Source organism: Psychrobacillus sp. BM2 (genome assembly GCF_048572895.1).
GTDB lineage: Bacteria > Bacillota > Bacilli > Bacillales_A > Planococcaceae > Psychrobacillus.
Genome location: NZ_CP183878.1, coordinates 1,788,707 through 1,811,125 on the forward strand (window position 1 = coordinate 1,788,707; position 22,419 = coordinate 1,811,125).

At 36.4% G+C, this 22,419-nt stretch carries 23 protein-coding genes; 21 read left to right on the forward strand and 2 right to left on the reverse strand.

Going from position 1 to position 22,419, the window contains the following annotated elements; translation table 11 throughout:
- Positions 1-157 precede the first annotated feature (157 nt).
- The 15 genes from ACN6MX_RS08475 to ACN6MX_RS08545 all read left to right on the forward strand — a co-directional run bounded on the left by ACN6MX_RS08475 (position 158) and on the right by ACN6MX_RS08545 (position 15,887).
- Positions 158-5,158 carry a phage tail tape measure protein gene (locus tag ACN6MX_RS08475; protein WP_419962185.1) on the forward strand — a complete coding sequence of 1,667 codons (5,001 nt, stop codon included), beginning with the start codon at positions 158-160 and terminating at the stop codon, positions 5,156-5,158.
- Positions 5,159-5,185: 27 nt separating this feature from the next.
- Positions 5,186-7,123 carry a hypothetical protein gene (locus ACN6MX_RS08480; protein WP_419962186.1) on the forward strand — a complete coding sequence of 646 codons (1,938 nt, stop codon included), beginning with the start codon at positions 5,186-5,188 and terminating at the stop codon, positions 7,121-7,123.
- Positions 7,124-7,126: 3 nt separating this feature from the next.
- Positions 7,127-8,314, forward strand: a complete 1,188-nt coding sequence (locus ACN6MX_RS08485; RefSeq protein WP_419962187.1) for a hypothetical protein — start codon at positions 7,127-7,129, stop codon at positions 8,312-8,314.
- Positions 8,311-8,532 carry a hypothetical protein gene (locus tag ACN6MX_RS08490; RefSeq protein WP_419962188.1) on the forward strand — a complete coding sequence of 74 codons (222 nt, stop codon included), beginning with the start codon at positions 8,311-8,313 and terminating at the stop codon, positions 8,530-8,532. Before ACN6MX_RS08485 ends, ACN6MX_RS08490 begins: the two co-directional genes overlap by 4 nt.
- 12 nt (positions 8,533-8,544) lie before the next feature.
- The gene (locus ACN6MX_RS08495; protein ID WP_419962189.1) at positions 8,545-8,904 is read left to right on the forward strand and encodes a hypothetical protein; all 360 of its coding nucleotides are present in this window, start codon (positions 8,545-8,547) and stop codon (positions 8,902-8,904) included.
- 6 nt (positions 8,905-8,910) lie between these two features.
- Positions 8,911-10,584, forward strand: a complete 1,674-nt coding sequence (locus ACN6MX_RS08500; protein WP_419962190.1) for a glycosyl hydrolase family 28-related protein — start codon at positions 8,911-8,913, stop codon at positions 10,582-10,584.
- A gap of 84 nt (positions 10,585-10,668) precedes the next feature.
- Entirely contained in the window at positions 10,669-12,012 is a 1,344-nt protein-coding gene (locus tag ACN6MX_RS08505) for an O-antigen ligase family protein (protein ID WP_419962191.1), read from the forward strand.
- 113 nt (positions 12,013-12,125) lie between these two features.
- Entirely contained in the window at positions 12,126-12,515 is a 390-nt protein-coding gene (locus tag ACN6MX_RS08510; RefSeq protein ID WP_419962192.1) for a hypothetical protein, read from the forward strand.
- A gap of 12 nt (positions 12,516-12,527) precedes the next feature.
- On the forward strand, positions 12,528-12,779 hold the full coding sequence (locus ACN6MX_RS08515) for a phage holin (RefSeq protein WP_419962193.1): 252 nt from the start codon (positions 12,528-12,530) through the stop codon (positions 12,777-12,779).
- 1 nt (position 12,780) lies between these two features.
- A complete protein-coding gene (locus ACN6MX_RS08520; RefSeq protein ID WP_419962194.1) occupies positions 12,781-13,545 on the forward strand; it encodes a M15 family metallopeptidase in 765 nt (254 codons plus the stop codon).
- Between the two features lie 126 nt (positions 13,546-13,671).
- On the forward strand, positions 13,672-13,893 hold the full coding sequence (locus tag ACN6MX_RS08525; protein ID WP_419962195.1) for a transcriptional regulator: 222 nt from the start codon (positions 13,672-13,674) through the stop codon (positions 13,891-13,893).
- Positions 13,890-14,093 carry a helix-turn-helix domain-containing protein gene (locus tag ACN6MX_RS08530; protein WP_419962196.1) on the forward strand — a complete coding sequence of 68 codons (204 nt, stop codon included), beginning with the start codon at positions 13,890-13,892 and terminating at the stop codon, positions 14,091-14,093. Before ACN6MX_RS08525 ends, ACN6MX_RS08530 begins: the two co-directional genes overlap by 4 nt.
- Complete coding sequence (locus ACN6MX_RS08535) at positions 14,090-15,349, forward strand: DNA polymerase thumb domain-containing protein (protein ID WP_419962197.1); 1,260 nt, start codon at positions 14,090-14,092, stop codon at positions 15,347-15,349. Before ACN6MX_RS08530 ends, ACN6MX_RS08535 begins: the two co-directional genes overlap by 4 nt.
- A gap of 11 nt (positions 15,350-15,360) precedes the next feature.
- On the forward strand, positions 15,361-15,690 hold the full coding sequence (locus tag ACN6MX_RS08540; RefSeq protein WP_419962198.1) for a YolD-like family protein: 330 nt from the start codon (positions 15,361-15,363) through the stop codon (positions 15,688-15,690).
- Positions 15,691-15,704: 14 nt separating this feature from the next.
- On the forward strand, positions 15,705-15,887 hold the full coding sequence (locus ACN6MX_RS08545; RefSeq protein ID WP_419962199.1) for a hypothetical protein: 183 nt from the start codon (positions 15,705-15,707) through the stop codon (positions 15,885-15,887).
- A 17-nt stretch (positions 15,888-15,904) separates the two neighbouring features.
- Here the strand turns inward: ACN6MX_RS08545 and ACN6MX_RS08550 are convergent, their stop codons facing one another.
- Together ACN6MX_RS08550 and ACN6MX_RS08555 are read right to left on the reverse strand one after the other, a co-directional pair.
- Entirely contained in the window at positions 15,905-16,351 is a 447-nt protein-coding gene (locus ACN6MX_RS08550; protein ID WP_419962200.1) for a hypothetical protein, read from the reverse strand.
- A gap of 68 nt (positions 16,352-16,419) precedes the next feature.
- On the reverse strand, positions 16,420-16,641 hold the full coding sequence (locus tag ACN6MX_RS08555) for a helix-turn-helix domain-containing protein (protein WP_419962201.1): 222 nt from the start codon (positions 16,639-16,641) through the stop codon (positions 16,420-16,422).
- Between the two features lie 170 nt (positions 16,642-16,811).
- Between ACN6MX_RS08555 and ACN6MX_RS08560 the strand changes: the two genes are divergently transcribed.
- The 6 genes from ACN6MX_RS08560 to ACN6MX_RS08585 all read left to right on the forward strand — a co-directional run bounded on the left by ACN6MX_RS08560 (position 16,812) and on the right by ACN6MX_RS08585 (position 22,221).
- On the forward strand, positions 16,812-17,087 hold the full coding sequence (locus ACN6MX_RS08560) for a hypothetical protein (RefSeq protein ID WP_419962202.1): 276 nt from the start codon (positions 16,812-16,814) through the stop codon (positions 17,085-17,087).
- A gap of 33 nt (positions 17,088-17,120) precedes the next feature.
- The gene (locus tag ACN6MX_RS08565; protein ID WP_419962584.1) at positions 17,121-18,020 is read left to right on the forward strand and encodes a helix-turn-helix domain-containing protein; all 900 of its coding nucleotides are present in this window, start codon (positions 17,121-17,123) and stop codon (positions 18,018-18,020) included.
- Positions 18,021-18,505: 485 nt separating this feature from the next.
- Positions 18,506-19,987 carry a S41 family peptidase gene (locus tag ACN6MX_RS08570; RefSeq protein WP_419962203.1) on the forward strand — a complete coding sequence of 494 codons (1,482 nt, stop codon included), beginning with the start codon at positions 18,506-18,508 and terminating at the stop codon, positions 19,985-19,987.
- Between the two features lie 63 nt (positions 19,988-20,050).
- The gene (locus tag ACN6MX_RS08575; protein ID WP_419962204.1) at positions 20,051-20,956 is read left to right on the forward strand and encodes a CobW family GTP-binding protein; all 906 of its coding nucleotides are present in this window, start codon (positions 20,051-20,053) and stop codon (positions 20,954-20,956) included.
- Entirely contained in the window at positions 20,949-21,209 is a 261-nt protein-coding gene (locus ACN6MX_RS08580) for a hypothetical protein (protein ID WP_419962205.1), read from the forward strand. Before ACN6MX_RS08575 ends, ACN6MX_RS08580 begins: the two co-directional genes overlap by 8 nt.
- A 160-nt stretch (positions 21,210-21,369) precedes the next feature.
- Complete coding sequence (locus tag ACN6MX_RS08585; protein WP_419962206.1) at positions 21,370-22,221, forward strand: CAP domain-containing protein; 852 nt, start codon at positions 21,370-21,372, stop codon at positions 22,219-22,221.
- Positions 22,222-22,419: the final 198 nt, after the last annotated feature.

Consider the following 22,419-nt stretch of genomic DNA (forward strand, 5'->3'; position numbering starts at 1 on the left):
AGCGAGGGATATAAACTCCATGAAATAGATCAAATGGATATAAAGTTTTGGCTTGAACTACATATGGTCGAAACAGAGTACATCACAGCAGATGAATTATCTTGGCTGTGATTTTTTGTGTTCAAAAATATGACAGTGATTGAAAGACGGTGAGAATATGACAACAGAAATAGGCAGTTTAGCAGTTTCCCTATCCATGGATGCTTCAAATTTTAATGGCTCAATTAATCAAATGAATAGACATCTAACAGCAATGGGTTCTGAATTAAGAGCTGCAAAGGCATTAGGTGCAGAGTATGGAAAGTCAGTTGATGGATTAACATCCAAAAAAGAAATATTAACAAGAACGGTTGCTACTTCCTCAGTTAAATTAACAGAAGAACGTCGAAAATATGATGAATTAGTAGCGAGCGGAACAGCTAATGAAGCAACTTTAGAACGGCAAGCAAGACGTGTAAATGAAGCGCAAGCCCAATATAATCGTCTAACTACAGAATTAAATGAAGTTACTGAAGAGTTACGGATTCAATCGTCTGCCTGGACACAAGCCGGTGCACGAATGGAAGCGGTAGGCGGCAAAATGAAAGCTATCGGCGATGGAATGACCAGTGTTGGGAAAAAAATGTCCATGGCAATCACGGCTCCAATCGTTGCAGCAGGTACTGCATCTGTTAAAATGGCTGCAGATTTTGAAGCACAAATGGATAGAGTTGGAGCTATTGCAGGAGCTACTGCCGGTGAAATGGATGCATTAAATGAATCCGCGTTGAAATTAGGTGCTGATACATCTAAGTCCGCTAGTGAAGTAGCAGTTGCAATGGAAGATATGGCAGCTATGGGATTCAATGCAGTGGAAATTATCGGTGCTATGCCTGGTGTTATTTCTGCATCGGAGGCATCTGGCGAATCACTTGCATTAGCGGCTCAAACTGTAGCGGCAGCACTTAATGTATGGGGACTTGAAGCATCTGAAGCTAGTCGAGTTGCAGACGTATTAGCGATGGCAGCCAATCAGTCGGCGGCAGGTATTGGTGATATGCAATTAGCGTTTAAGTACGCAGGAGCACCAGCGGCCGCATTAGGTATACAACTCGAAGAAGTAGCAGCGGCTATTGGAATCATGACGGATTCTGGTTTAGATGGATCTAACGCTGGGACTGCATTACGTGCATCTTTATTAGCATTAAATAATCCAGCTAAAGCACAAGAGAAAATAATGAAGAAACTCGGATTCTCTATTTTAGATGCTGACGGAAATGCTAAAAGTTTATCTGAAATGGTTGGTGATTTAGGTAAATCACTGGAAGGTGAAACAGAAGCACAAAAGGTTGCGACAGTGGCTAAGTTAGTAGGGACTGAAGCAGTAAGTGGATTTTTAGCATTAATCAAAGCAGGGCCAGCTAACATCGATAAAATGACAACCGCTCTTGAAAATAGTGGTGGTGCTTCAGCTGAAACTGCAGCAAAAATGAAGGACAATTTAAAAGGCGCTCTTGAAGAATTAGGCGGCACAATTGAAACCGCAGCTATAACTATTGGTAACAAATTAATACCCTCTCTAAGAGATGGCGCCAAAACTATTCAAGGATTGGTAGAAAAGTTTAGTGCACTTTCACCTGAAGCACAAAAAAATATCATGGTAATGGCGGGAGTAGCAGCAGCTATTGGTCCTGTATTAGTTGTGGGAGGAACATTAATTAGTTCTATCGGTTCGATTATCACAGCCGCAGGTACAATGTCTATTGCTATTGGTGCAGCAGGAAGTGCATTTACTGTTTTAGCTGGTCCTATCGGTTGGACTGTAGCGGGAATTGCATTATTAGCTACTGGTATCGGTGCTGCAACATTAGCTTACAAGGAATCCAACGAAGTTAACATAGGAGTATTAGAAGCCAAACAAAAAGAAATTGATACGAACGATGAATTAATCAAAAGCTTCGATGCTTTACAATATAAAAATCAATTATCAAATTCTGAAATGCTTAGATTTTTGGATATTAACGCTGAATTAGAAATGACCAACTCCCCTGATAAAGTAGCAGCATTAAAAAATGAGCAAGCTAAGCTATTAGAAAAAAGTTCATTGACCAATGATGAAATGGACGAATTTTTAGGGCTGAATCAAAAAGTAATTGACGGGGCACCTGAAACTGTTAAATCTATTAGTCTACAAGGTGAAGCTTACGCTAACAACACTTTAGCGCTCAAAGAATTGAACGCAGAGAAAGCAAAAGAACTTCAAAACGCAGCATATGAAACTTTGACTAAAGCAATCGATAAAGAAAATTCGTTACTGAAAGAACAGAAGCAATTAGTTTCAGAAGTTAAACAAAAAAATGAGTTGCAAAAGGAAACCAAAAAACAAATCGGTACACTTTCAACAGAAATTTGGAAATCAGAATCAGAAATTCTAAAACTTGAACAACAAAAGAATGGCGCATCTGCAGAAGAAATAATAAATCTTGATAGCAAGATAAGAAGAGAAAAAGAAGTACTAGAAGAAAAGAATTTACAAAAATCACGTGCAGAAGAAATGATAATTACGTACGGTAAACAATTGGGCGAACGTGATAAATTGCTTGAGACTAATCGCAAAGAACTTGCAGCACTCGAAGAAGCTAAATTTAAATATGAAGAAATCATACTTGCGCAAGTTGGTATTACCTCTGAAAAAGGTAGGTCAGGAGCTCAACTTAGTGAAGAGTTAACAAAGCTTGAATTACAAAAGACAAAGTTAAGTGAACTTTTGAAATCTGGAAAAATCAACACAGCTGAATACCAAGAACAAAACACAAAAATTGATTCCCAAATCGGCAAACTACAGACCGCAAAAAGTGAACTGCAATTAATTAATGATGTAGCAGGCAAGACGGTCTTTAAGGATGTTGTACTTTCTGAAAACCCTAAAAACTTTTGGGATACTTTAGACGAAAATTTAAGAAGACCTATTACCAAAAACGTAAATATTCGTTATAACGGCTCTAATGGACCACAGGAACCAGGTTATGCGAAGGGTACAAGTTTTCATCCAGGTGGTAGATTCATAGCTGGTGAAGAAGGCTTTGAACTTGGTCGTATGGGCAATAGATGGGAAATGCTTAATCTTGGTTTATATAATAGACCAGCAGGATTTGAAGTATTCACACACAAGGAATCTAAAAATATAATTAGTAAGTTAAATGGGACTCCTGGTTATGCAACCGGAGCAAGATCTATTGGTGCGGCTGACAGTGTTATTAGTTCTTTAAATAGACCAATTGAACTTAAAATCGTTAGTGAATTGAGCGGTGTTATTACTGCATCTAAAAATGTCGGTAAAGAATTAATGAATGAGGTTGGAAGTGTTTTAACTAACGCAACCAAAAAAATAAATGAAGAGATAAAGAAAATATCAATAGATGCAGAAAAAGAACGAACGGTAATCCAAAAAGATAGTGCAGCTAAAATAGAAGAAATCGAACGTAAATCCTCTCAAAATGTGGAGACGATCCATAAAACATCTGTGAATAAAAAAGGTGCACTCACTGCATCCGGTACCCAACGATTACTTAATGACAAACGTGATACCGCAGCTAAGATTGCTAAAATTGAAGAAGATGAGAAAACGAAGCTTGCGAAAATTAATGAAAAAGCTTGGAACGATATACAGAAAAAAGAAGAAGAAATATCTAACGAACGTCTTAGTTCTGTTCAAAAATTCATATCTGATAAAAAATCAGCTGAACAAATTTCATTAAATGATGAAGCTGAAATCTGGAAAACATCCGTTAAATATTTCAAAGATGGTACGGAAGAAAAAAGAATTGCCCAACTAGCTTTACGTGATGCCCAACGTGCAGTCGATAAAGAAATGCTTGATTCAGGTATTGCGTACATCGATGAAAAGAAACGTCTTGGTCAAATTTCTCTTCAGGATGAAATTAGATTGCTTGATGAACTTAGCTCGCATTTCGCTGAGCACTCTACTAAATTTGAAACAATCCAGAAACGTAAAGCGGAAGTCGTAAAGCAAGTCGATGCAGATGTCATTAGAATCAATGAGAATTTTTCCGCTAAGATGGTCGATATCGATAAAAAGATGTCAGACGGAATTTTAAAAGTCAACGAAGAACTTGCGAGTAAAACCAAGTCTGTATATGATCGTTTGGCAGCTGATACTTTAAAAGCAAAAGAAGAATTAGCTACGAAATCGCAAGCAATAAATGATAGATTAATTGCGGATCAACAACGTGTAAATGATGAGTATGCAAAAGCTGTGGATGACCAGTACAAAAAATTACTTAATTCCACTGGATTATTTGACAGACTTGATACAAGTCCGAAACAATCAGCAGATGCTTTATTAGGAAATCTCCAATCCCAATTAGATGGCTTAAAAAGTTGGGAAGAAGAAATGGGCAAGTTATCCAGCAAAGCAATTGATGATGGTTTACTAACTGAATTAAAAGAGATGGGACCTAAAGCCCTTCCACAGTTATTAGCTCTTAATTCAATGACAGAAGAACAGTTGAGTAATTACTCTAATATGTATCAAGAAAAATCTGCAAAAGCTCGTCAACTAGCCGAGGCTGAAATGGCTGGCATGAAAGCTGATACCCAACGACGTTTAGAAGAATTACGATCAGTAGCCAATGCAGAATTAGAACAGTTAAAAACTGACACATATATCCGTATCAATGAAATGCGATTGGTAGCAGATGCAGAGTTATCTCAGTTAAGAAATGACGCTAATATTCGCATTACAGAAATGCGTGTTGCTGCTAATGAACAATTGAGCGTGTTAAAAACAGAATGGGTAGCTGAAATCAATAACATTACCAAGGCAACGGATGAAGAATTTAAAACATTGACTCAAGTTGGTAAGAACGCAGGACAAAACTTACTAGATGGACTAGCTTCAATGGAATCATCTTTGGTTGATAAAGCGAGAAATATTGCTTTGGCAGTTAATGCAGCATTACAAAGTGCGCTTGGTGGTTCGGGTACTGTGAATGTTAATGGTAGTTCTGGTAGTAGTGGAAATTCTAAAGCTACATCATCTACTACAAATAATAGTCCTGTATACAATGTTTCCATTGATGCGAAAAACGTTAAAGAATTCAACGATGTAGTTAATCTAGTAAAAGGTATTCCACAGGTTAGTAGAGCTTATGGTTAATGTCAGATAGAGAAAGGAGGTCGCTGAATGGCGAATTATTTATTTAATAAATATAACGTTACTTTTGGTCCTTGGAGTGGTGAAGCACAGGAAGTCTACAACACTTGGTATGGTGGCTCAGAAATTTACGGATATAATTCAGAACCTACTTGGGATGGCAACCGTTATAACGGGACAGGTTGGGGAGTATACGGAATGGGTTCTTCTGGTATATGGAATGTCAGTAACGGTTTTACGTCTGCGTCGAAAACTGTAGGAGGTCCTACAGGTTATATTAATGGACCATCTACGGAATACCGAATGGCTCAATATCAAAGAACACGCACTGCAACACCTGCAACTCTTTTGCAAACGGGAGTAGTAGGAACGATTAACCAATATCCTGTAAACGGCATTGGTAATGATGGATTTTGGTACGTCCGAACAGGCATAGAAAACGCACCAATCATAACCGCACCAAATGGTGGAGAATCAGTCAATGAACTTTTCACAATACTATTTGCAGATTCTAAGCCGAAAACAGGCATTCGTTATCAAATTCAATTATCTCTAAATAACGGCAGCACATGGAAAGATATTGTTTCATTAACTGACGTAGGTGTTTCCAGTTTTGTATACAATTTTATAAATGAACCATCTACTTCAACTGCAAAAGTAAGAGTAAGAGCATATGACGGTCAAAATTACGGCGCATGGGATGAATCAAACGGAGTATTCACTATCCAGCATAATGTCGCTCCAACAATGCCGACAAATTTATCACCTACTGGAGTTATTATTGACCGCACTAAAACGCAACGTCTAACGTGGCGACACAACGATGATGATGCACAGTCAAAAGCAGTTATTGAGTGGCGATTGCAAGGGACAACTACTTGGAATACTGCTAATTCAATCGGAGCTGAACAGGGTTATTATATCGACGCTAACACTTTTCCAACAGGACAAATTGAATGGAGAGTACGAACATATGACCAACAAAGTTTAGTAAGTCCATATTCAGCTATTGCTGTTTTCAGTTCCGCTGAACCTACGACAGCGCCAACTATATTACTACCGACCTCACCCGTCAATATATCAAGACCTGTTATCAAGTGGTCAGGAGTTGAGCAAGCATCTTATCAAGTATTAATCGAGGATGCTCTAGGTGCAACTGTATGGGATACAGGTGAAATTATATCTGGAAATAAAGCAATCACAACTGGGATCGACTTATTAAATGGCGGTACGTATAAGATAAAACTACGCATTAAAGACAGTAGCGGACTATTTTCAACATTTGTCGATACAACAGTAGTTATATCGTATACGCCGCCACCAAAACCTGATGTATCTATTTTTATCAATCAATCGGGTATACAATTTGCTATCGAAAACCCTGCACCAACTGGCACCCAACCAAATTTACTAGAAAATGAAATCTATAAACAAATAGATGATAGTTGGGTACGCATTGCAACAAATATTATTTCCATTTATACGGACTATGCTGTTGCAAGTAAAGAAGTCGCACAATACCGTATAAGAGCAATCGGAGAGAACGGAACATATAGCGAATCAGATGTGGTCAATGCGGTAGCCCCAAAATTGATAGGTGTATACCTACACGATGTGCAAGACCCTGAAATGACCATTCATCATTATAAGTTTGATGGTGGTGATGGTCGTGAGGATAATCGTCAAAGAGAGCATGCTTTTCGACAATACGCAGGACGTCCTAGACTAGCCATCGAATATGGTCCTTTTTCTGAATACCAAAGGAATGTAACTATCAAACTCTTGCGTGATGAAATCGGTCGTAAACGATTAAACCAATTTTTAAATGATGGAGCGACCCTTCTATATCGGGATGGCAGAGGAAGGAAATTCTATACTACTCTACCAGTTTTGCCAATGACTGATGTATGGTACGGAAATGAGGTCTCGCTCTCATTGACTGAAATAGATTATAGAGAGGAAGTGTAGTACATGGATTTAGCACGTAATGGATTTACTCATGATGCAGTTAAATTGGTACTGCATTCTCCTAATCGACAGATTGATTTTCGTTATGAATTATTAGATAAAGAAAATCGTAAGAAAAGAGATTTATCTAACGTAACAGAAGCTAAAATTGATCAATCCATGTTAGCTCAAATTAAACGAACAGCACAATTCAACATAATTGAGGACGGACAACCCATCGATTACCTGAATGATCGCATCAAACCTTATATGAGACTGTGGATGCCAAAAGGGAGAGTAATAGCAAGGGAATATGCTTTTTTCAGTCATGTGCAACCAATGATACTTAATCAAATAGTAGGTAACGAAAACTCTGGATGGATTGATTTTCCTCTTGGAGTTTTTTTATTATCAACTCCCACAAGAAAGGATGAATTAGCTTCCGTCCACAGAGAGATAGAAGCATATGATTTATCACTCATATTACGAGATGATAAATTTTTGGATCGCCACACAATTGTGGAGGGCACAAACTATTATGATGCAATCATCGCTATTTTAAGAAGTTCCGGAATTTACTATTATAATATTGAACAAACGACAAAGAACTTACCCAGAACAATTGAATTTGACCCAGGAACTGAAAAGTTAGAGGCAATTAATGAATTGTTATCTCAACTAAATTACACTCCATTATTTGTGGATGAAGAAGGATATTTTGTATCTCGTGCATATATTTCTCCATCTGAGAGGTCTGCTGATTATGCTTATATTGATGATGAGCAATCAGTGACGTTGATAGGGGCAGAGGAAGAACTAGATACATTTAATGTCCCAAACATATTTACTGTTGTGAGGTCAAACGAAGAAGAATGGCCTCTAACATCGACATATACAAATAATAATCCAAATAGCCCTCTATCCACAGTTAATAGAGGTAGAAATATTGTAGACTTTCGGGAGATAACAGATATAGCGGACCAGGCAGCATTAGACGCTTATGTACAAAGAATTGCATTTGAAGCCAGTCAAATATATGGACGAATCCAGTTTAAATCTGCATTGATGCCAATGCATGGTTACGGGGATGTATTACAAATGCGTTATCAAAACTTGAAAATTGATGGAAAATACCTTGAACTCAACTGGTCAATGGATTTAGTTGTTGGCGGTAAAATGTCACACGAACTTCGCCAGGTGGTGACATTATGATAACTGCAGAAGAATTTGTAAGCATATTTGGGAATGAAAAACAAACGAAAAATGTACGATTCGGAACCATCACAGATGCTACCGGAAAACCTCGTGTGCGTTTAGATGGTGAAGCAATTGCATCTATTAAACGATATACAAGGCTTGCATCATATACACCTGTAATAGGTGATAGAGTGGCTATTTTAAATGGTTTTATATTGGGGAAAATAATTTAGGAGGGATGTTTTATGGGTGCGCTAGATCAACCAATAATAAAATCACAAGGATATCCATTGCCACAGTTTTTTAATGCGGAGGGGAACTATTATCAGGAACAAACAGGACGTGACGGAGCTGCATGGTATCATCAGCGTGGCACTGTCACCATTGATTATATTACTAGCAACGCTAACTTCACCAAATCGTACTCGAATAAATGTTATGGTTTTTCCATTGTGAATGACGGCACTGGTGACATAACAGCTGTTATTAATGGACTAACAATTACAGTAAAAGAAGGGGAGTCATTCGATTCTCTATTCAAACCTTTTACGAGTATAGCCATTAATTCTACAAATACACCTTTTCGTGCGGTAATAAAGGAGTGATGGAAAATGTCATGGAATAAAGACAATGGAAAACTCGCAAAAGCAGCAGCGGAAGATGCGTTAGTAGAGGCAGACAGAGCTAAGGAACTATCTGATTATATTGACACAAAAAAACCACTCATTGATAAATTTACTGGTGAGCAAACGAACTTGCAAGCACAAGTAAATAAATTGGTAGTAGAGGGAGATTCTTCTCCACAAGCTGCGCAAGCAAGTGTCGGTTCAGATGGCACGATTTATCCTACTTTGAAGGCTAGATTGGACAAAGAAAATAATTCAGTTACTGCACAGTTGGCGGATATAGCGATAAACGTTACTACGTTTGGAGCGAAATTCGATAATACTACAGACGACATATCTTCCATTAACCAGACTATCCAGCACGTTAAGGGATTAGGCGGAGGGACTGTACTATTACCTAGAGGTTACGCGAAAATTAGTTCACCGATCAATCACGAATCTAATGTGATACTAAAAGGGGCAGGCAGAGATGCGACGTTTATTGTGCCTACTTTTACAACAGGAAATGTTATTCAAGCGGTATCGTCAACAAAGCAAAAACCGCAAGTAGTAGATTTAACAATTAAACCTGAAACATATCGATACGGGCTTATTGGAATCAATTATCGATATTTTCAGTATGGTTCAGTTAAACGAGTAGATGTATTTAATTGTGGTGTTGGCTATGATTTTGATGGCACTATAGGGTGTTATTATAATAAGCAAATAGAAACAAGGGCTGTCAGTTGTGGTTATGGTGTTCGCACAAAAGACGGTGGTGGAACCGCTCGTGCTAATGCTAATGAAGTGGATGATTTTACAGCTTTAAGTCCTATTATTGGGGTTTATAACGACACAGGAAATACTAATATATTCCGAAATATTAAAATAGAAAGTCTTGAAACTTACAACCCACATCCTACGGTAGACCCTACAGGTGCAACTGTGACAAGTTCAGATCGTTGGATGTTGAAGATAACAAGAGGAACAGGCTCGCATTTTGAAAAATTCCGTGCAGAGTTTGAGGGGAACTTAGTATCACTTGGTACGACTTATGGTCATTTTTTGAGTGACTTCTATTGCAATTATAACGGAGGGGTCGGGGAATTTATTCTATTGGAAGAATCGCCGACGAGTGAATGGCAGACTAACAACCTTGTCGATCTTGAACTGGGTTACTCTTCACCTGTACTATCCCATATTTACTACAACAGGCGTTCTCGTTTAGGGCAGATGGTACAATTGCCACCTCAAATACGAATGACACCTAGAGACACGCCTGGTGCACCTACTACTGGTAGTAAGGGATTAATCCGCATGGACAGCAATGGGCAAATGTGGGTAGGGATTGACACTAACACTTTCCAAAAGATTCTTTATGATGTAACAGCTGCTTATAATGTACGAGGCGCTTTAAAACATCATAAGGTAAGCACAACGACAGCCAGTTTAAGTATCACCGCTAAAGGCTTTCAAATTATTAATATATCAATGGGAGGAACAGTAGCGAATGACAACGTTAGCGTTTCAACTAATATAACCGTGCCAGATGGACTAATTGTATCTCCACCTAAAGTTGACCATTTAACCTTCAATGTGACTTTGAGGATATATAATTTAACCGATTCAACCATTGTACTGCCTGCGGGTACATGGACAGCACAATTTGTTAAACCTTAAGTCGATAAAACTAGAATCACAGTGAAGAGTTTGTCAGATTATGTTATATTGGAGGGGATCAATTATTAAAAGGGCGGGTTGAATTTGGGGAAATTGCAAAAAAATGAGACTGGACTAGCTTTAATATTAGCTAGTGCAATATGGGGGATGGCATATTTTGATGGTATAGCTGTCATTTACCTTTTAATTGTTATGTATTTTATGTTAATGTTCAGGACAAAAAAAGCTATCAATATAACCTTGAACATTGGAACTGCATTCTTCTATTTATCTTGCTTTTTCTTTTTGTTTGGTTTGTTATTAACAAATAACTGGGTTATTTATAAAACTTCTACAGACGATACTTACAATATGATTTTCTTAATATTGATACTAATAATGGTCAATCAATTAAGTGTTGAAACTTATAAGGATTTCTTTAATCGAACTAAAAAAATATCTTTATTTTTATTGTCATTGCTATCCATTTTAGCTCTATACAAATACTACTCGCTGGCACAAGGAATATATTTACCTCAGTATTTCAATGCAAACGGTCATTATATATTCGGGACATCTCTAATAGCGGATAATAATATGTTTGCTCTATCCATGCTGATAGGTCTTATTTTTGGCGTATCATTAATTGTTAAATCTAAAAGTGTGCGTCTAAAAATATTATACTCGATAGCAATTACGCCTATTTTAATGACAATCGTTTTTTCAGGCTCAAGAAGGTCTTTTGTAATACTGTCTCTTATATGCGTTATTCTAATACTTAAATTATTGAAAGATACGCTTATAAAAATGCGGATTGCTAAAGTTCTAATCGGTACTTATTTTGTATGTTTTGGCTTAATGTTAATATTAATAATTTATCACTTTTCTGGATATGAAATAAGTGTTAAAGACATAATAAATGACCCACAAATACAAACGACAATAGAACGATTTCAATCTATAAGTCCTAGTAATGCAACTGAAAGTTTTTTACCTCGTACAGATCGATGGGGTTATAGTTGGGAATTAATTTCAAATTCTAATTTATTTCAAATGTTCTTTGGTAGAGGATTTGATTATCTACATCTTTACTTAGTCGAATTTCCATCAGAAGCTAAAGAAGACTACCCTCATAATCCAGTTTTATCTGCTTTATTATACTCTGGACTTATAGGAATGGTAGTAGTTATTGGGTTGATTTCTTTTTCTTTTTATAATCTAATAAAATATGTAAAATTTCTTGGTGTTGAATTTGCGATTGTTTACACAACTACATTCATATTTATTATGATTTCAGGTAATTCAATATTTACTTATAAATTATTTTTGATCTTATCTTCATTCACAATTCTAGCACGAACCATATTTGCCGAGGCAACTAAGGAAACTGTTGCGGAGAAGACAAGAGTTAAAAATAAGGTTAATTTTGAACAAGCTATTGAGCAGTAGGAACATAAGGCGCAGTAACAGAAATTGAATAATCAACATCGAAGGGCATCCAAACGGGTGCTCTTTTTATGTATCAAAAAAGGGGTGAGAGGATGCCAGAAGGAGGCAACTCTATGTTTGAAACAGTAACAACGCATGGTGAGAAAATAAAAGACCATGATGAACGAATAGGTGTTTTAGAAACGGCTAGGGAAATTGATGGAAAACGAATAACAAAGTTAGAAGAACAGTTCATTATTTTTGAAAACACAATTCACACAACAGCCACAGAAACTCGAAATGTCATGAGAGAACAAACAGAAAAGCAAACAGAAAAGCTGTATGTCCTTTTAGAAAAGGCTATGGGTATTCAAAGTACAAGAACCACACAAAATCATGAATTCAAGATGCTTAAATGGAACACGATAGCAACGATAGGAATGAAGGTAAGTGGTGCTTTACTTGGGTTACTTTCCTCTGGGGGATTGCTTTATTATTACGTAACAGAATTTTGGTTAAAATAGGAGGAATTCATAATGACAATAGACAAATTAAAACAATATGTAGCATTGCTCGGAGGATGGCTATCAGCTGTCCTTTTATTTTTGGGTACAATTAATATCAAATTTGAATGGTTTACTGTATCATCGATCGATGCTTTTGTAGTAGTTCTTGGTGCATCTGTTCCGTTTATTATTGCTGGTTATGGTGTGTGGAAGAATACGTATTTAGTACGTAAAAAAGCAAAAGCACAAGAAAACGTGCTGAAAAGAAATGGGTTGAAATGATATGACTGTATCATTAAAAACACTCATAGATCGTTCTGTTAAACGCTTAGGTGATGTCCATCCACAGATTAAAGAATACACCATTGAATTGCTCACTCGTTGCTATAATGAGGGCATTCTAGTCCAAATATCCAGCGGTTATCGTTCGAATGTGGACCAGGCATATATTTATGGACAAGGCCGCCCCAATTACACATGGAATGGTAAAAAGTATGGTTCTAGTGGATCTATTGTATCGAACGCTCAACCTGGTACATCCGTCCACAATTATGGTCTAGCGATAGATTATTTTCTGGTTAGCGATGATGGCAATAGTTCATTGTGGACGGTCAATGATAAATGGAAACGTGTGGCAGCCATTGCTAAATCAATGGGTTTCGAATGGGGAGGCGACTGGACAAGTTTTAAAGACTATCCTCATTTGCAATACACAAAAGGGTTAACGATTGCACAATTACGTGCTGGCAACCGTCCAACATTTCCACTATTGAACAAAGAGGAGGTTAAATCAGTGACTGTTACAAAAGGCTTATTCCGAATAAAAACAGGTACATTTCCAAACGCTCGTGCTTTCGCAGATGCAGTTGAAAAAATTAAAGCTGATTTTGGATGGATGATTAATGAGGCGGCTGATACCATTTCCTTCAATCCAAACTACAGAATATATACAGGGACATTTACGACAAAAGAGGCTGCAGAGGATGCTCAAACTAAAATAAAAGCAAAGTATGGTTGGTTAACATATCTCATCGATGAAACTAAATAATCATTTGCCCTGTTCACTTCATTGTGGACGGGGCTTTTTTTATTTGTCCAAAAATTAACATTAAATATTAGTTGTAAAATAGAACGATTGTTCGTATACTAAGAACAAGAAAAGGAGGGAACGGATGTGCGTATAAATATTTTGAAGTCCATGCAACAGAATCAAATAGTTGAAATGATTTACATGAAGAACAATGGTGAAATCAGTAAGAGAAGTGTAAAAGTATTAAGTGTGGAGGGCAAAACGTTTAAGGCTTATTGCTTTTTACGAAATACTAAGAGGACTTTTAAAATAGAGAATGTACTCGCATTTGTTCCCATCATCCACAAGGAGCTTGAGGTCGTATGAACAAACGTCAATTGCAAATTTATGTATACATCAAAAACTTTATTTCGGAGAAAAATTACTCTCCCTCAATAAGAGAAATTGCAAATGCTGTTGGATACAGTTCTAGTTCATCTGTTCATCGTCATTTAGACACTATGCGAGAAAAAGGGTACATTGATTTTATCGATTCATATTCAAGAACTTTACAGATAATCCGATGATGGACTACAGCGAACTACCTAACCGCTCAATAGCCTGTATCGATATGATGAGTTTTTATGCCTCTTGTATAGCCGTCCTTCACGATTTGGATGTAAGAACAGTGCCAATAGCTATTGTTGGGAATTTTGAACAAAAAGGTTCTGTTGTATTAGCAGCATCGCCTGCAATGAAAAAACGTTTCCGAGTCAAAACGGGAACACGACTTTTTGAAATACCAAATCATCCTGACATAAAAATTTTTGAACCTAAGATGCAGTACTTTCTTGAAATGAGTATGGCTGTTACGAATATCCTCCACAAATATGTTCCTCCTGAAGCTGTACATGTATACAGTGTGGATGAATCATTTATTGACCTTACTGGTACCGAAAAGCTTTGGGGTCCTCCAGAACGTACTATTAAAGAAATACAAAAAGAAATATTAGAAACCTTACAATTGCATAGTACTGCTGGAATGGGACCAAATATGTTAATGGCAAAACTTGCTCTAGATCTGGATGCTAAGAAAACTGGATTTGCAAAATGGACATATGAGGATGTGCAAACTAAATTATGGCCAGTCTCACCATTAACCGAAATGTGGGGAATCGGTAGAGGGACAGAAAAAACGTTAAACAATATGGGGATATTTAGTATTGGTCAATTAGCAAAATATCCACTAGAACTGTTAGAAGATAAGTTTGGTGTCATGGGTAATCAATTATTTCATCATGCTCACGGAATCGATTTGTCAGAGATGGGAGCACCATCGCAAGAACGTCAAATTAGTTACGGAAAAAGCCAAATCCTTATGCGAGACTACAACAAAATTGAAGAGGTAAAAGCGGTTATTTTGGAAATGTGTGAGGATGTTGCAAAACGTGCTAGGGATACTTTCCAAGCGGCTAGAACAATTACATTAGGAATAGGCTATAGCAAAAATGCTTTTGGTGGGGGTTTCCAACGAGCACGGACGATATATGAAGCTACAAACGATACCATGAAAATATATAAGGTTTGTCTTGATTTATTAGCACAAAACTACAATCGAAGTCCAGTTAGGCAAATATCCATCTCCATAACAAAATTAGAAGATGAACATTCAATGCAGCTTAACTTTTTCGAAAAGGAGAATTGGAAAATACGAAAACTAGCTACAGCTATGGATAGCATTCGAAATAGATTCGGATCCGCAGCACTTTTAAGAGCAGTGTCTTATACACCTGCAGGTACTGCCGTCAAACGTTCTAAAATGGTTGGCGGACATAAAGAATAGGAGTGATATTTGTGATTAATGACCGCGGTATGAAGAAATGGCAAGGTATGATGTTAACGGAGCATGTGACGATGCTGCATGAGTTCAACCAAGATCAAAAAAAGATTCCTAAGCCAGTATTAGATGAATATGATCTACATGCAATAGAAGTAACTGCGCAAAGTGCGATTAAACAAAAGAAAGATGTACTATTGAAAATATGGAGAGACGGAGAAATAATCCTTAATTGCGGAACTATCGAGAGTATAGATTTAGAAAAAAGAACACTGGATTTAGATAATCCGTTTAATTTGAATACGTACTTATTAGATGAGATATTAGATGTGACTATATTAGATTAAAAGGTTGTGGAGATTTGATAAGAGTTGACAGATCAGAAGAATTATTTAACGAAATGCTGGATAAGTATGATTCGGAATTAATACTAGGAGCACTAGATGAAATGTCGAGAATGAGTAAAAATGAATTGATTGCTTTAGGTAAGGTATGTGAAAGTATAAATAGAGCTGAAGAAGCTAAAAACCACCAACCAGATTAATGGAAGGTGGTTTATTTTTATTGAACAGATTTAAAGTCGTTTTCAAGCGTATTTATTAATTTTTCTAATTCAGTTATCGACAAATTTAGATTCAAACCATCCAACTCTTTTTGTTCTGAAAACACTTTATACTTTCCATCTACATAGGATTGAATTTCGTTTAAATCCTTCTTAATTAAATCAAATTCTAATGATTCAGTTCCAGGGAGCTGATAAGACTGATCGGTTGCCAGAATACTCATATCCATAAAAGTAATAGAAACCTCTGTTGGGCTACTTTTTTCAGCAAGTTGTTTAATTAATTTATCATGTTGGGAATGGATTTCTCTAATGGCATTTGCAGTCTCTATTAAATATACCTCTCTAGTGTATTCCACTTCATCTATATCATCAGTTTGCACATCTTCATTGTTATTACCACATGCAGCTAAAAATAAAACCAAAATAAATATTAATTTCTTCAAACAAAAACCCCCTTACATATATTTACCATAATGATAAACATAAATAAGGAAGTTGTATAGTCACCCTTTTAATCATCCACTTCTATAATCTTAAATAGATCGTTCATATCAGTTATATCAAATGCATTTAACAATTCGTTGATAGTGTTTTTGGTATAGCTTTTTGTTTTGTCATTATATAAATCACTTACAGCTCGGTTTGTTAAATTCGTTCTTTCGACTAAATCCTTCTGTTCCCATTCTTTTTCTGCAAGCAAAATTCGTAAACGCAACTTAACTTCTTTTGACATCCTAATTCCTCCTTTCATATGTACGTATCGTACTTTAATTATATATTATTAATTTCATTTACACAATTCGTAATTGACATATGATAATATTTATTTTATTATGTATTTAAGATACGAATTATGTATTTGTAATTCGATAAATAAATTTAAAATACGAAGGAGGAAATTTAATGAGGATATCTAAACAAATTATAAAAGTAATCCAAACGAAGGTGACTCACTCAGATATTTATCAAATCAAAATCAAAGGAACTCCTGGAGGTGGATGTACAGCTTATGGAAGTGCATTTATAGCATTTGAAAAGTTGAAAACTTGGGCGGAAAAATTAGGAGCTGAAGTAATTCTAGTTGGAGATACGTTCACACATAAGAAATCAGGTGTACTTATTGTAGAGATTACTGACCCAGCTATGTGTTACATCGAGAAAGTATTGGAAGAGATATAAGTTCTTAGATAGAAGGAAAGCGAGGTGAAAACAATGGCATTCGAATACTTATCAGACCATGTGACATTCAAATCTGTGGAGGACATGGATTCAAACGTAAAAAAGCATATCGATAAATACAGATTAGATTTAACAACATCGGAACGTGCCATTGTTTTCATGATTGCTGGACGTTCATTAATGTACCCAGGAGCATCACATTTAAAAGCTGAGACAATTGCAGACAAAACTAATACTTCTCGTAGCACCGTAATGAGAGGAATTAAGAAATTAGTAGAGTTAAAGATTATCGAAAAGGTAACACAAACTAAGCTGAATGGAATCAAAGGAGCAAGTATTTATAAAATTTTACCTTATGATGACACATCGAATGTGACACAACGAGTAGAGGTCGCTGAAGCTAGTAATGACGTGGGTTGTCCTCCACAATCACAAAACCTAAGCATTAAATCTTTTAATCTTTTAAGTTCTAAACAAGCAAAAGATTTATATAGTCTTTCAGAAGAATTGCATGAGCAGGAAGAAAATAAAAAAGCATACATGAATGAGTACCAGCAGATGTTATTCAATTTTATGAACAGCTTACCAATGAAAGATGAATTAAAGGATCAGCTGCATAAAGCGGTGTTAGCTACTGATCTAAAAACTGTATCTGATTTCGTAAAAGCTAAGAATATTATTTTCAAGCTTATTAGTGATATTGCAGATGGTACTTTGACTCTTACTAAGACATTACGAAGTGCATTCGTAGGAGCTTATAATAAATCGATAGAGCGTTATAATAGGAAGACATCCACAATATCATTTGTGGAAGAACAACCTCGTGTGAGTAAATCTGTGAAGTTTTACAACTGGTTGGAAGAGGTTGAGGGGCATCCACAAGTTAATAGTAGTAGTCATCATTCAAACTTAGACAACTGGTTATTATGGTAAAAGAATAAAAAAAGACCACCCTAATAGAGTGATCAAAATGTTTACAGATAATAGGTTATTTTTCCTTACGGTTGCTATATGTTTTTTGGGGTCGTATAATTAAAAAGAATTTAATACTTAAGGTACTACATTCTTTTTTGCTTAGTCACCAGGTGACCAAAAAGTGACCAAGCAATGAAAAGTTAATCATTTTAAAGACGTTGTATGAATATTAATGATAGAATAAGAAAAACTAAATACTGCTAAATCAACGCTTTGACAGTGCTTGATTTTTCTTAATAGTATCTATCGTTCAATGATATGATTGTCGTTGCTTTAGAAGCAGCTATTCAAGACTAAATTATTTTTTGGCTTTGAATTAGATAACAATCATAAATAGACTGTCATATATATGACAGTCTATTTTTAAAATGAAGAGATGACTTAAAGTATTAAATTCTACATATATTATTAAGGGAAGTTTTTTCTGAAAAGGGTGAAGGAATTTGGACGAACAAAAACAAAATAATGAAGAAGAGATAACGGAAATAAAACCAGCATCGAAATATATAAAAATGAAACCATTTGTTTTACTATTAAGTATTTTTGCCCTAGTAGTTGCAACTGCTGCTGTTACTATGATTGCATTAACATGGGGTGATGAAAAGGTTGTAAACGTAAACCCGGTTAATCAGAAAGAGCGCTCTGAGTTCTCTAAATTGTATTTGGCATATGATAAATTAGAGGAAGAATACTATAAAGCAGTAGATGAAGAAGCAGTGATCAATGGTGCTATTAATGGGATGATTGATGCGTTAGAGGATCCATATTCCGATTATATGAACCAAGATGAGGCTTCCCAATTCAATGAGAATATATCTTCTAGCTTTCAAGGTATAGGTGCAGAGATTCAAGAAAGAGACGGTGTTATTAACATCGTGTCTCCCATTAAAAACTCACCCGCTGAAAAAGCTGGATTGATGCCAAACGATAAAATCATGGCAGTAGATGGTAAAGATATTAAAGGATATAGTGCGTCCGAAGCTGTATTACTTATTCGTGGAAATAAAGGGACGAAAGTAACGCTATCTATACAACGAGGTACCAATGCCGTAATGGAAGTAACTATAGTACGTGACGATATTCCGATTGAAACGGTTTATGCAGAAATGTTGGATGATCAAATAGCACATATTATAATATCTAGTTTCTCTACAAACACGTATGAAGAATTGCTAACAGCAATCGACTCTATGGAAAAAGAGGGTATGAAAGCATTAGTGCTTGATGTTCGTCAAAATCCAGGAGGTCTGCTATCTTCTGCAATAGATATTTCTAATCTTTTTGTGGAAGAAGGGAAAAACCTACTGCAAATTGAAATTCAAAATAATAAAGAGGTTACAGTAGCTACGCCTGGGACTCGCGTCGATGTACCTGTTACCCTAATCATTGATGAAGGTAGTGCTTCGGCATCAGAAATTCTTGCAGGCGCTTTAAGTGAATCAGCAAATGTTCCATTAGTAGGCTTAAATTCCTTTGGTAAAGGAACTGTTCAAACAGTGAATGATTTACCAGATGGTTCAAATATTAAAATCACAACTGCTAAATGGTTAACACCAGATGGAAACTGGATTCATGACATAGGGATTCTTCCGGATTACGTTGTGGAATATCCATCTTATGCTATGCTACCTCCTTTAGATACTACTGTAACATTGAAAACAAACCAATCATCAGAAGCTGTTAAAACGGCAGAAGAAATGCTTCAAGCAGTAGGATACAATGTGGGTGAAGTGGATGGTAACTTTGATGAACAGATGAATACCGCAGTGAAAAAGTTCCAATCGGACAACAAACTTGTTGTATCAGGGGATATAGATGGAGAAACGTCTTATCTATTGATGGATAAACTAAGAGCTAAAATCTTAGAAGAAGATCCACAACTTTTAAAAGCACAAGAAATTGTAACAGACTTGTTGGACAAATAAAGAGTTGAATGGGAGCTGGCCTTATGGTCAGCTTTTTCAACGATATTAAGGGAGTTAATCAATATGAAGGATGTCTATCTATTAAGTGGATTTTTAGGAAGTGGGAAAACTTCGCTATTATCTCATTTAATTGAACAATTGAAAGCGGATGGGCTAAAGCCAGCTGTAATCATGAATGAATTAGGGAAATTACCCTTCGATAGTCGTTCAGTGGACGAAGATGTACCGATAAAAGAAATGCTAGAAGGATGTATATGCTGTACGGGTGCCGAAAAAATGGAAGCACAACTACAAATGCTATTAGAAGGAGAAGAGTTCGATATACTACTAATCGAAACAACAGGTGCTGCCCATCCTGTCGAAGCTATGGATGCGGTGTTATCCCCCTATTTTGCTAGTAGATTAAATATGAAGGGTATTATTACTGTCGCAGATTGTAAAAGATGGCTAGATAGAGACAAAATGACCCCTCAGACACGTATGTTGTTTTTGGAGCAGATTAAACATGCGCATTTAATAGTAGCAAATAAGATAGATCTCCTTTCTGATGATGAAATAGCTGCGATAACGATGCAAATTCAAGGTTTAAATAGTCACGCTCCTATTATTCAGACATCAAATGCTAAGTTGCCTTTAAAAATGATAACAAATCTAGAAGCAACCTATCATAGTCAGGAAATCCAACAAGCGGCAATTGGAAAACAGCTTTCATTATCTTCACGTTTACACACCTTTTCTGAGCCAGTCGGCAAGGAAGAGTTTGAACAATGGGTTAGAGAACTATCTGACACTATTTATCGTATGAAGGGCTATGTGCCATTAAAAGGACATAAAAATCCTTATCTGTTTCAATATGCTTACGGTATGGTGCAGTGGCTTCCGGAGTACATTAAAATGCCACCTCAAATTGTTATTATTGGAGACCAAGTAGAATCTATCGTTGTAATAGGAAACACTCCAAATGATTAAAGCGTTCCAATTACTTTATCAAAACCGTCAGTCAGTAAGTAAAATTCAAACGGAAGAAGAGATCAGAAGTATCATCCAATCTGAGCTATTAGATGAATTTACTCACCCTAGAGCTAGGTTATCTGTTCAAAAAAAGTACAGTCTTGCTACTGATCGTATTAAAAATAGTAAGCTATCAGATACTCAGCAGCAAATGATGCTTGAAGTATATATGGAAGAATTTAAAAAATTGTCAACCGAATATCATAGCTAATATTTTAGCAAAGTGGTTAAGTTATCCAAAAACCCTTTGCTAGACTTGTAGATTTTAAAGAAAAAAAGATCCAATTGGTTTCTTTGGAATATTTTATGGGAAAATTTCTTTCGATTTTGTGTTTACAATAGGGGAGCACAAAAGAAGGAGGAAATGAAACATGAATAAAAAGCATACGATTATGGCTGGAATTTTAGCTAGTGGATTATTAATCTCTGCCAATACAGCTAGCGCATCTATGAATACTGGGTCACCAACTACTTCCGAGGCAAAGACATCCGTTACCTACAATTGGGACGCTCCAAAAAGCCTTTCCTATAAAGTAAAATGGAATTACAATATGCAGTTATCATTTGCAAAGCTTCTAAATCTTAAGGATTTAACTAAGATTGATATTAATCAAGTAGATAAAAAACCAGTAGTTGTAGAAAATGAAAAGCCAACAGAAGAAAAAGCTCCGATTCCTGAAGTTGAGAAACCAGCGGAACCAGTAAAAAAACCAGAGGTGGTAACTCCAGCTAAACCAGTTGAAGAAAAACCAGTAGTTAAACAACCAGTTACACCAGTTCAGGAAAATGTAGAAAAAGCACCAGTAGTTAAAGAGCCGACTGCTGAAGCGAAAGAAGAGGTTAAAGTTACTTCTGAAATCCAACAGGTTGTCGATTTAACTAACAATGAACGTGCTAAGGCTGGACTAAAAGCACTTCAAATTGATACAAAACTTACTCAGTCAGCACAAGCAAAATCTCAAGATATGAAAAATAAAAACTATTTTTCTCATACAAGTCCAACTTACGGATCACCATTTGATCAAATGAAATCATTTGGAATTACGTATAAATCTGCAGCAGAAAACATTGCGATGGGTCAACGTAGCCCAGCGGAAGTTGTAGATGCATGGATGAAATCTCCAGGTCATAAAGCTAACATTATGAATGGTTCATACACACATATCGGAGTAGGGTTATCTGATAGTGGTTATTATTGGACACAACAATTCATCGGCAAATAATCAAAACAAAAACGACGCATTTTGCGTCGTTTTTTTGTATACATTAACAGATGGAAGAAAGGTATTGGAAGGAGATAGTGATACTATGATTTCCGTTTCACGCGGACGCATTCCGCGGGCACGGCTTCAATCTCCTCGTCACTGCGAAATCATATGCTCCTGCGGTTCCCGCTGGAGTGTGCAGCAGCGCACATCTGG

What these genes read in the sequence shown, in the direction of transcription:
- ACN6MX_RS08475 (WP_419962185.1), top strand. Translation starts at nt 158, where the DNA reads ATGACAACAGAAATAGGCAGTTTAGCAGTTTCCCTATCCATGGATGCT.
- ACN6MX_RS08480 (WP_419962186.1), top strand. Translation starts at nt 5,186, where the DNA reads ATGGCGAATTATTTATTTAATAAATATAACGTTACTTTTGGTCCTTGG.
- ACN6MX_RS08485 (WP_419962187.1), top strand. Translation starts at nt 7,127, where the DNA reads ATGGATTTAGCACGTAATGGATTTACTCATGATGCAGTTAAATTGGTA.
- ACN6MX_RS08490 (WP_419962188.1), top strand. Translation starts at nt 8,311, where the DNA reads ATGATAACTGCAGAAGAATTTGTAAGCATATTTGGGAATGAAAAACAA.
- ACN6MX_RS08495 (WP_419962189.1), top strand. Translation starts at nt 8,545, where the DNA reads ATGGGTGCGCTAGATCAACCAATAATAAAATCACAAGGATATCCATTG.
- ACN6MX_RS08500 (WP_419962190.1), top strand. Translation starts at nt 8,911, where the DNA reads ATGTCATGGAATAAAGACAATGGAAAACTCGCAAAAGCAGCAGCGGAA.
- ACN6MX_RS08510 (WP_419962192.1), top strand. Translation starts at nt 12,126, where the DNA reads ATGTTTGAAACAGTAACAACGCATGGTGAGAAAATAAAAGACCATGAT.
- ACN6MX_RS08515 (WP_419962193.1), top strand. Translation starts at nt 12,528, where the DNA reads ATGACAATAGACAAATTAAAACAATATGTAGCATTGCTCGGAGGATGG.
- ACN6MX_RS08520 (WP_419962194.1), top strand. Translation starts at nt 12,781, where the DNA reads ATGACTGTATCATTAAAAACACTCATAGATCGTTCTGTTAAACGCTTA.
- ACN6MX_RS08530 (WP_419962196.1), top strand. Translation starts at nt 13,890, where the DNA reads ATGAACAAACGTCAATTGCAAATTTATGTATACATCAAAAACTTTATT.
- ACN6MX_RS08535 (WP_419962197.1), top strand. Translation starts at nt 14,090, where the DNA reads ATGATGGACTACAGCGAACTACCTAACCGCTCAATAGCCTGTATCGAT.
- ACN6MX_RS08555 (WP_419962201.1), bottom strand. Translation starts at nt 16,641, where the DNA reads ATGTCAAAAGAAGTTAAGTTGCGTTTACGAATTTTGCTTGCAGAAAAA.
- ACN6MX_RS08560 (WP_419962202.1), top strand. Translation starts at nt 16,812, where the DNA reads ATGAGGATATCTAAACAAATTATAAAAGTAATCCAAACGAAGGTGACT.
- ACN6MX_RS08565 (WP_419962584.1), top strand. Translation starts at nt 17,121, where the DNA reads ATGGCATTCGAATACTTATCAGACCATGTGACATTCAAATCTGTGGAG.
- ACN6MX_RS08575 (WP_419962204.1), top strand. Translation starts at nt 20,051, where the DNA reads ATGAAGGATGTCTATCTATTAAGTGGATTTTTAGGAAGTGGGAAAACT.
- ACN6MX_RS08580 (WP_419962205.1), top strand. Translation starts at nt 20,949, where the DNA reads ATGATTAAAGCGTTCCAATTACTTTATCAAAACCGTCAGTCAGTAAGT.
- ACN6MX_RS08585 (WP_419962206.1), top strand. Translation starts at nt 21,370, where the DNA reads ATGAATAAAAAGCATACGATTATGGCTGGAATTTTAGCTAGTGGATTA.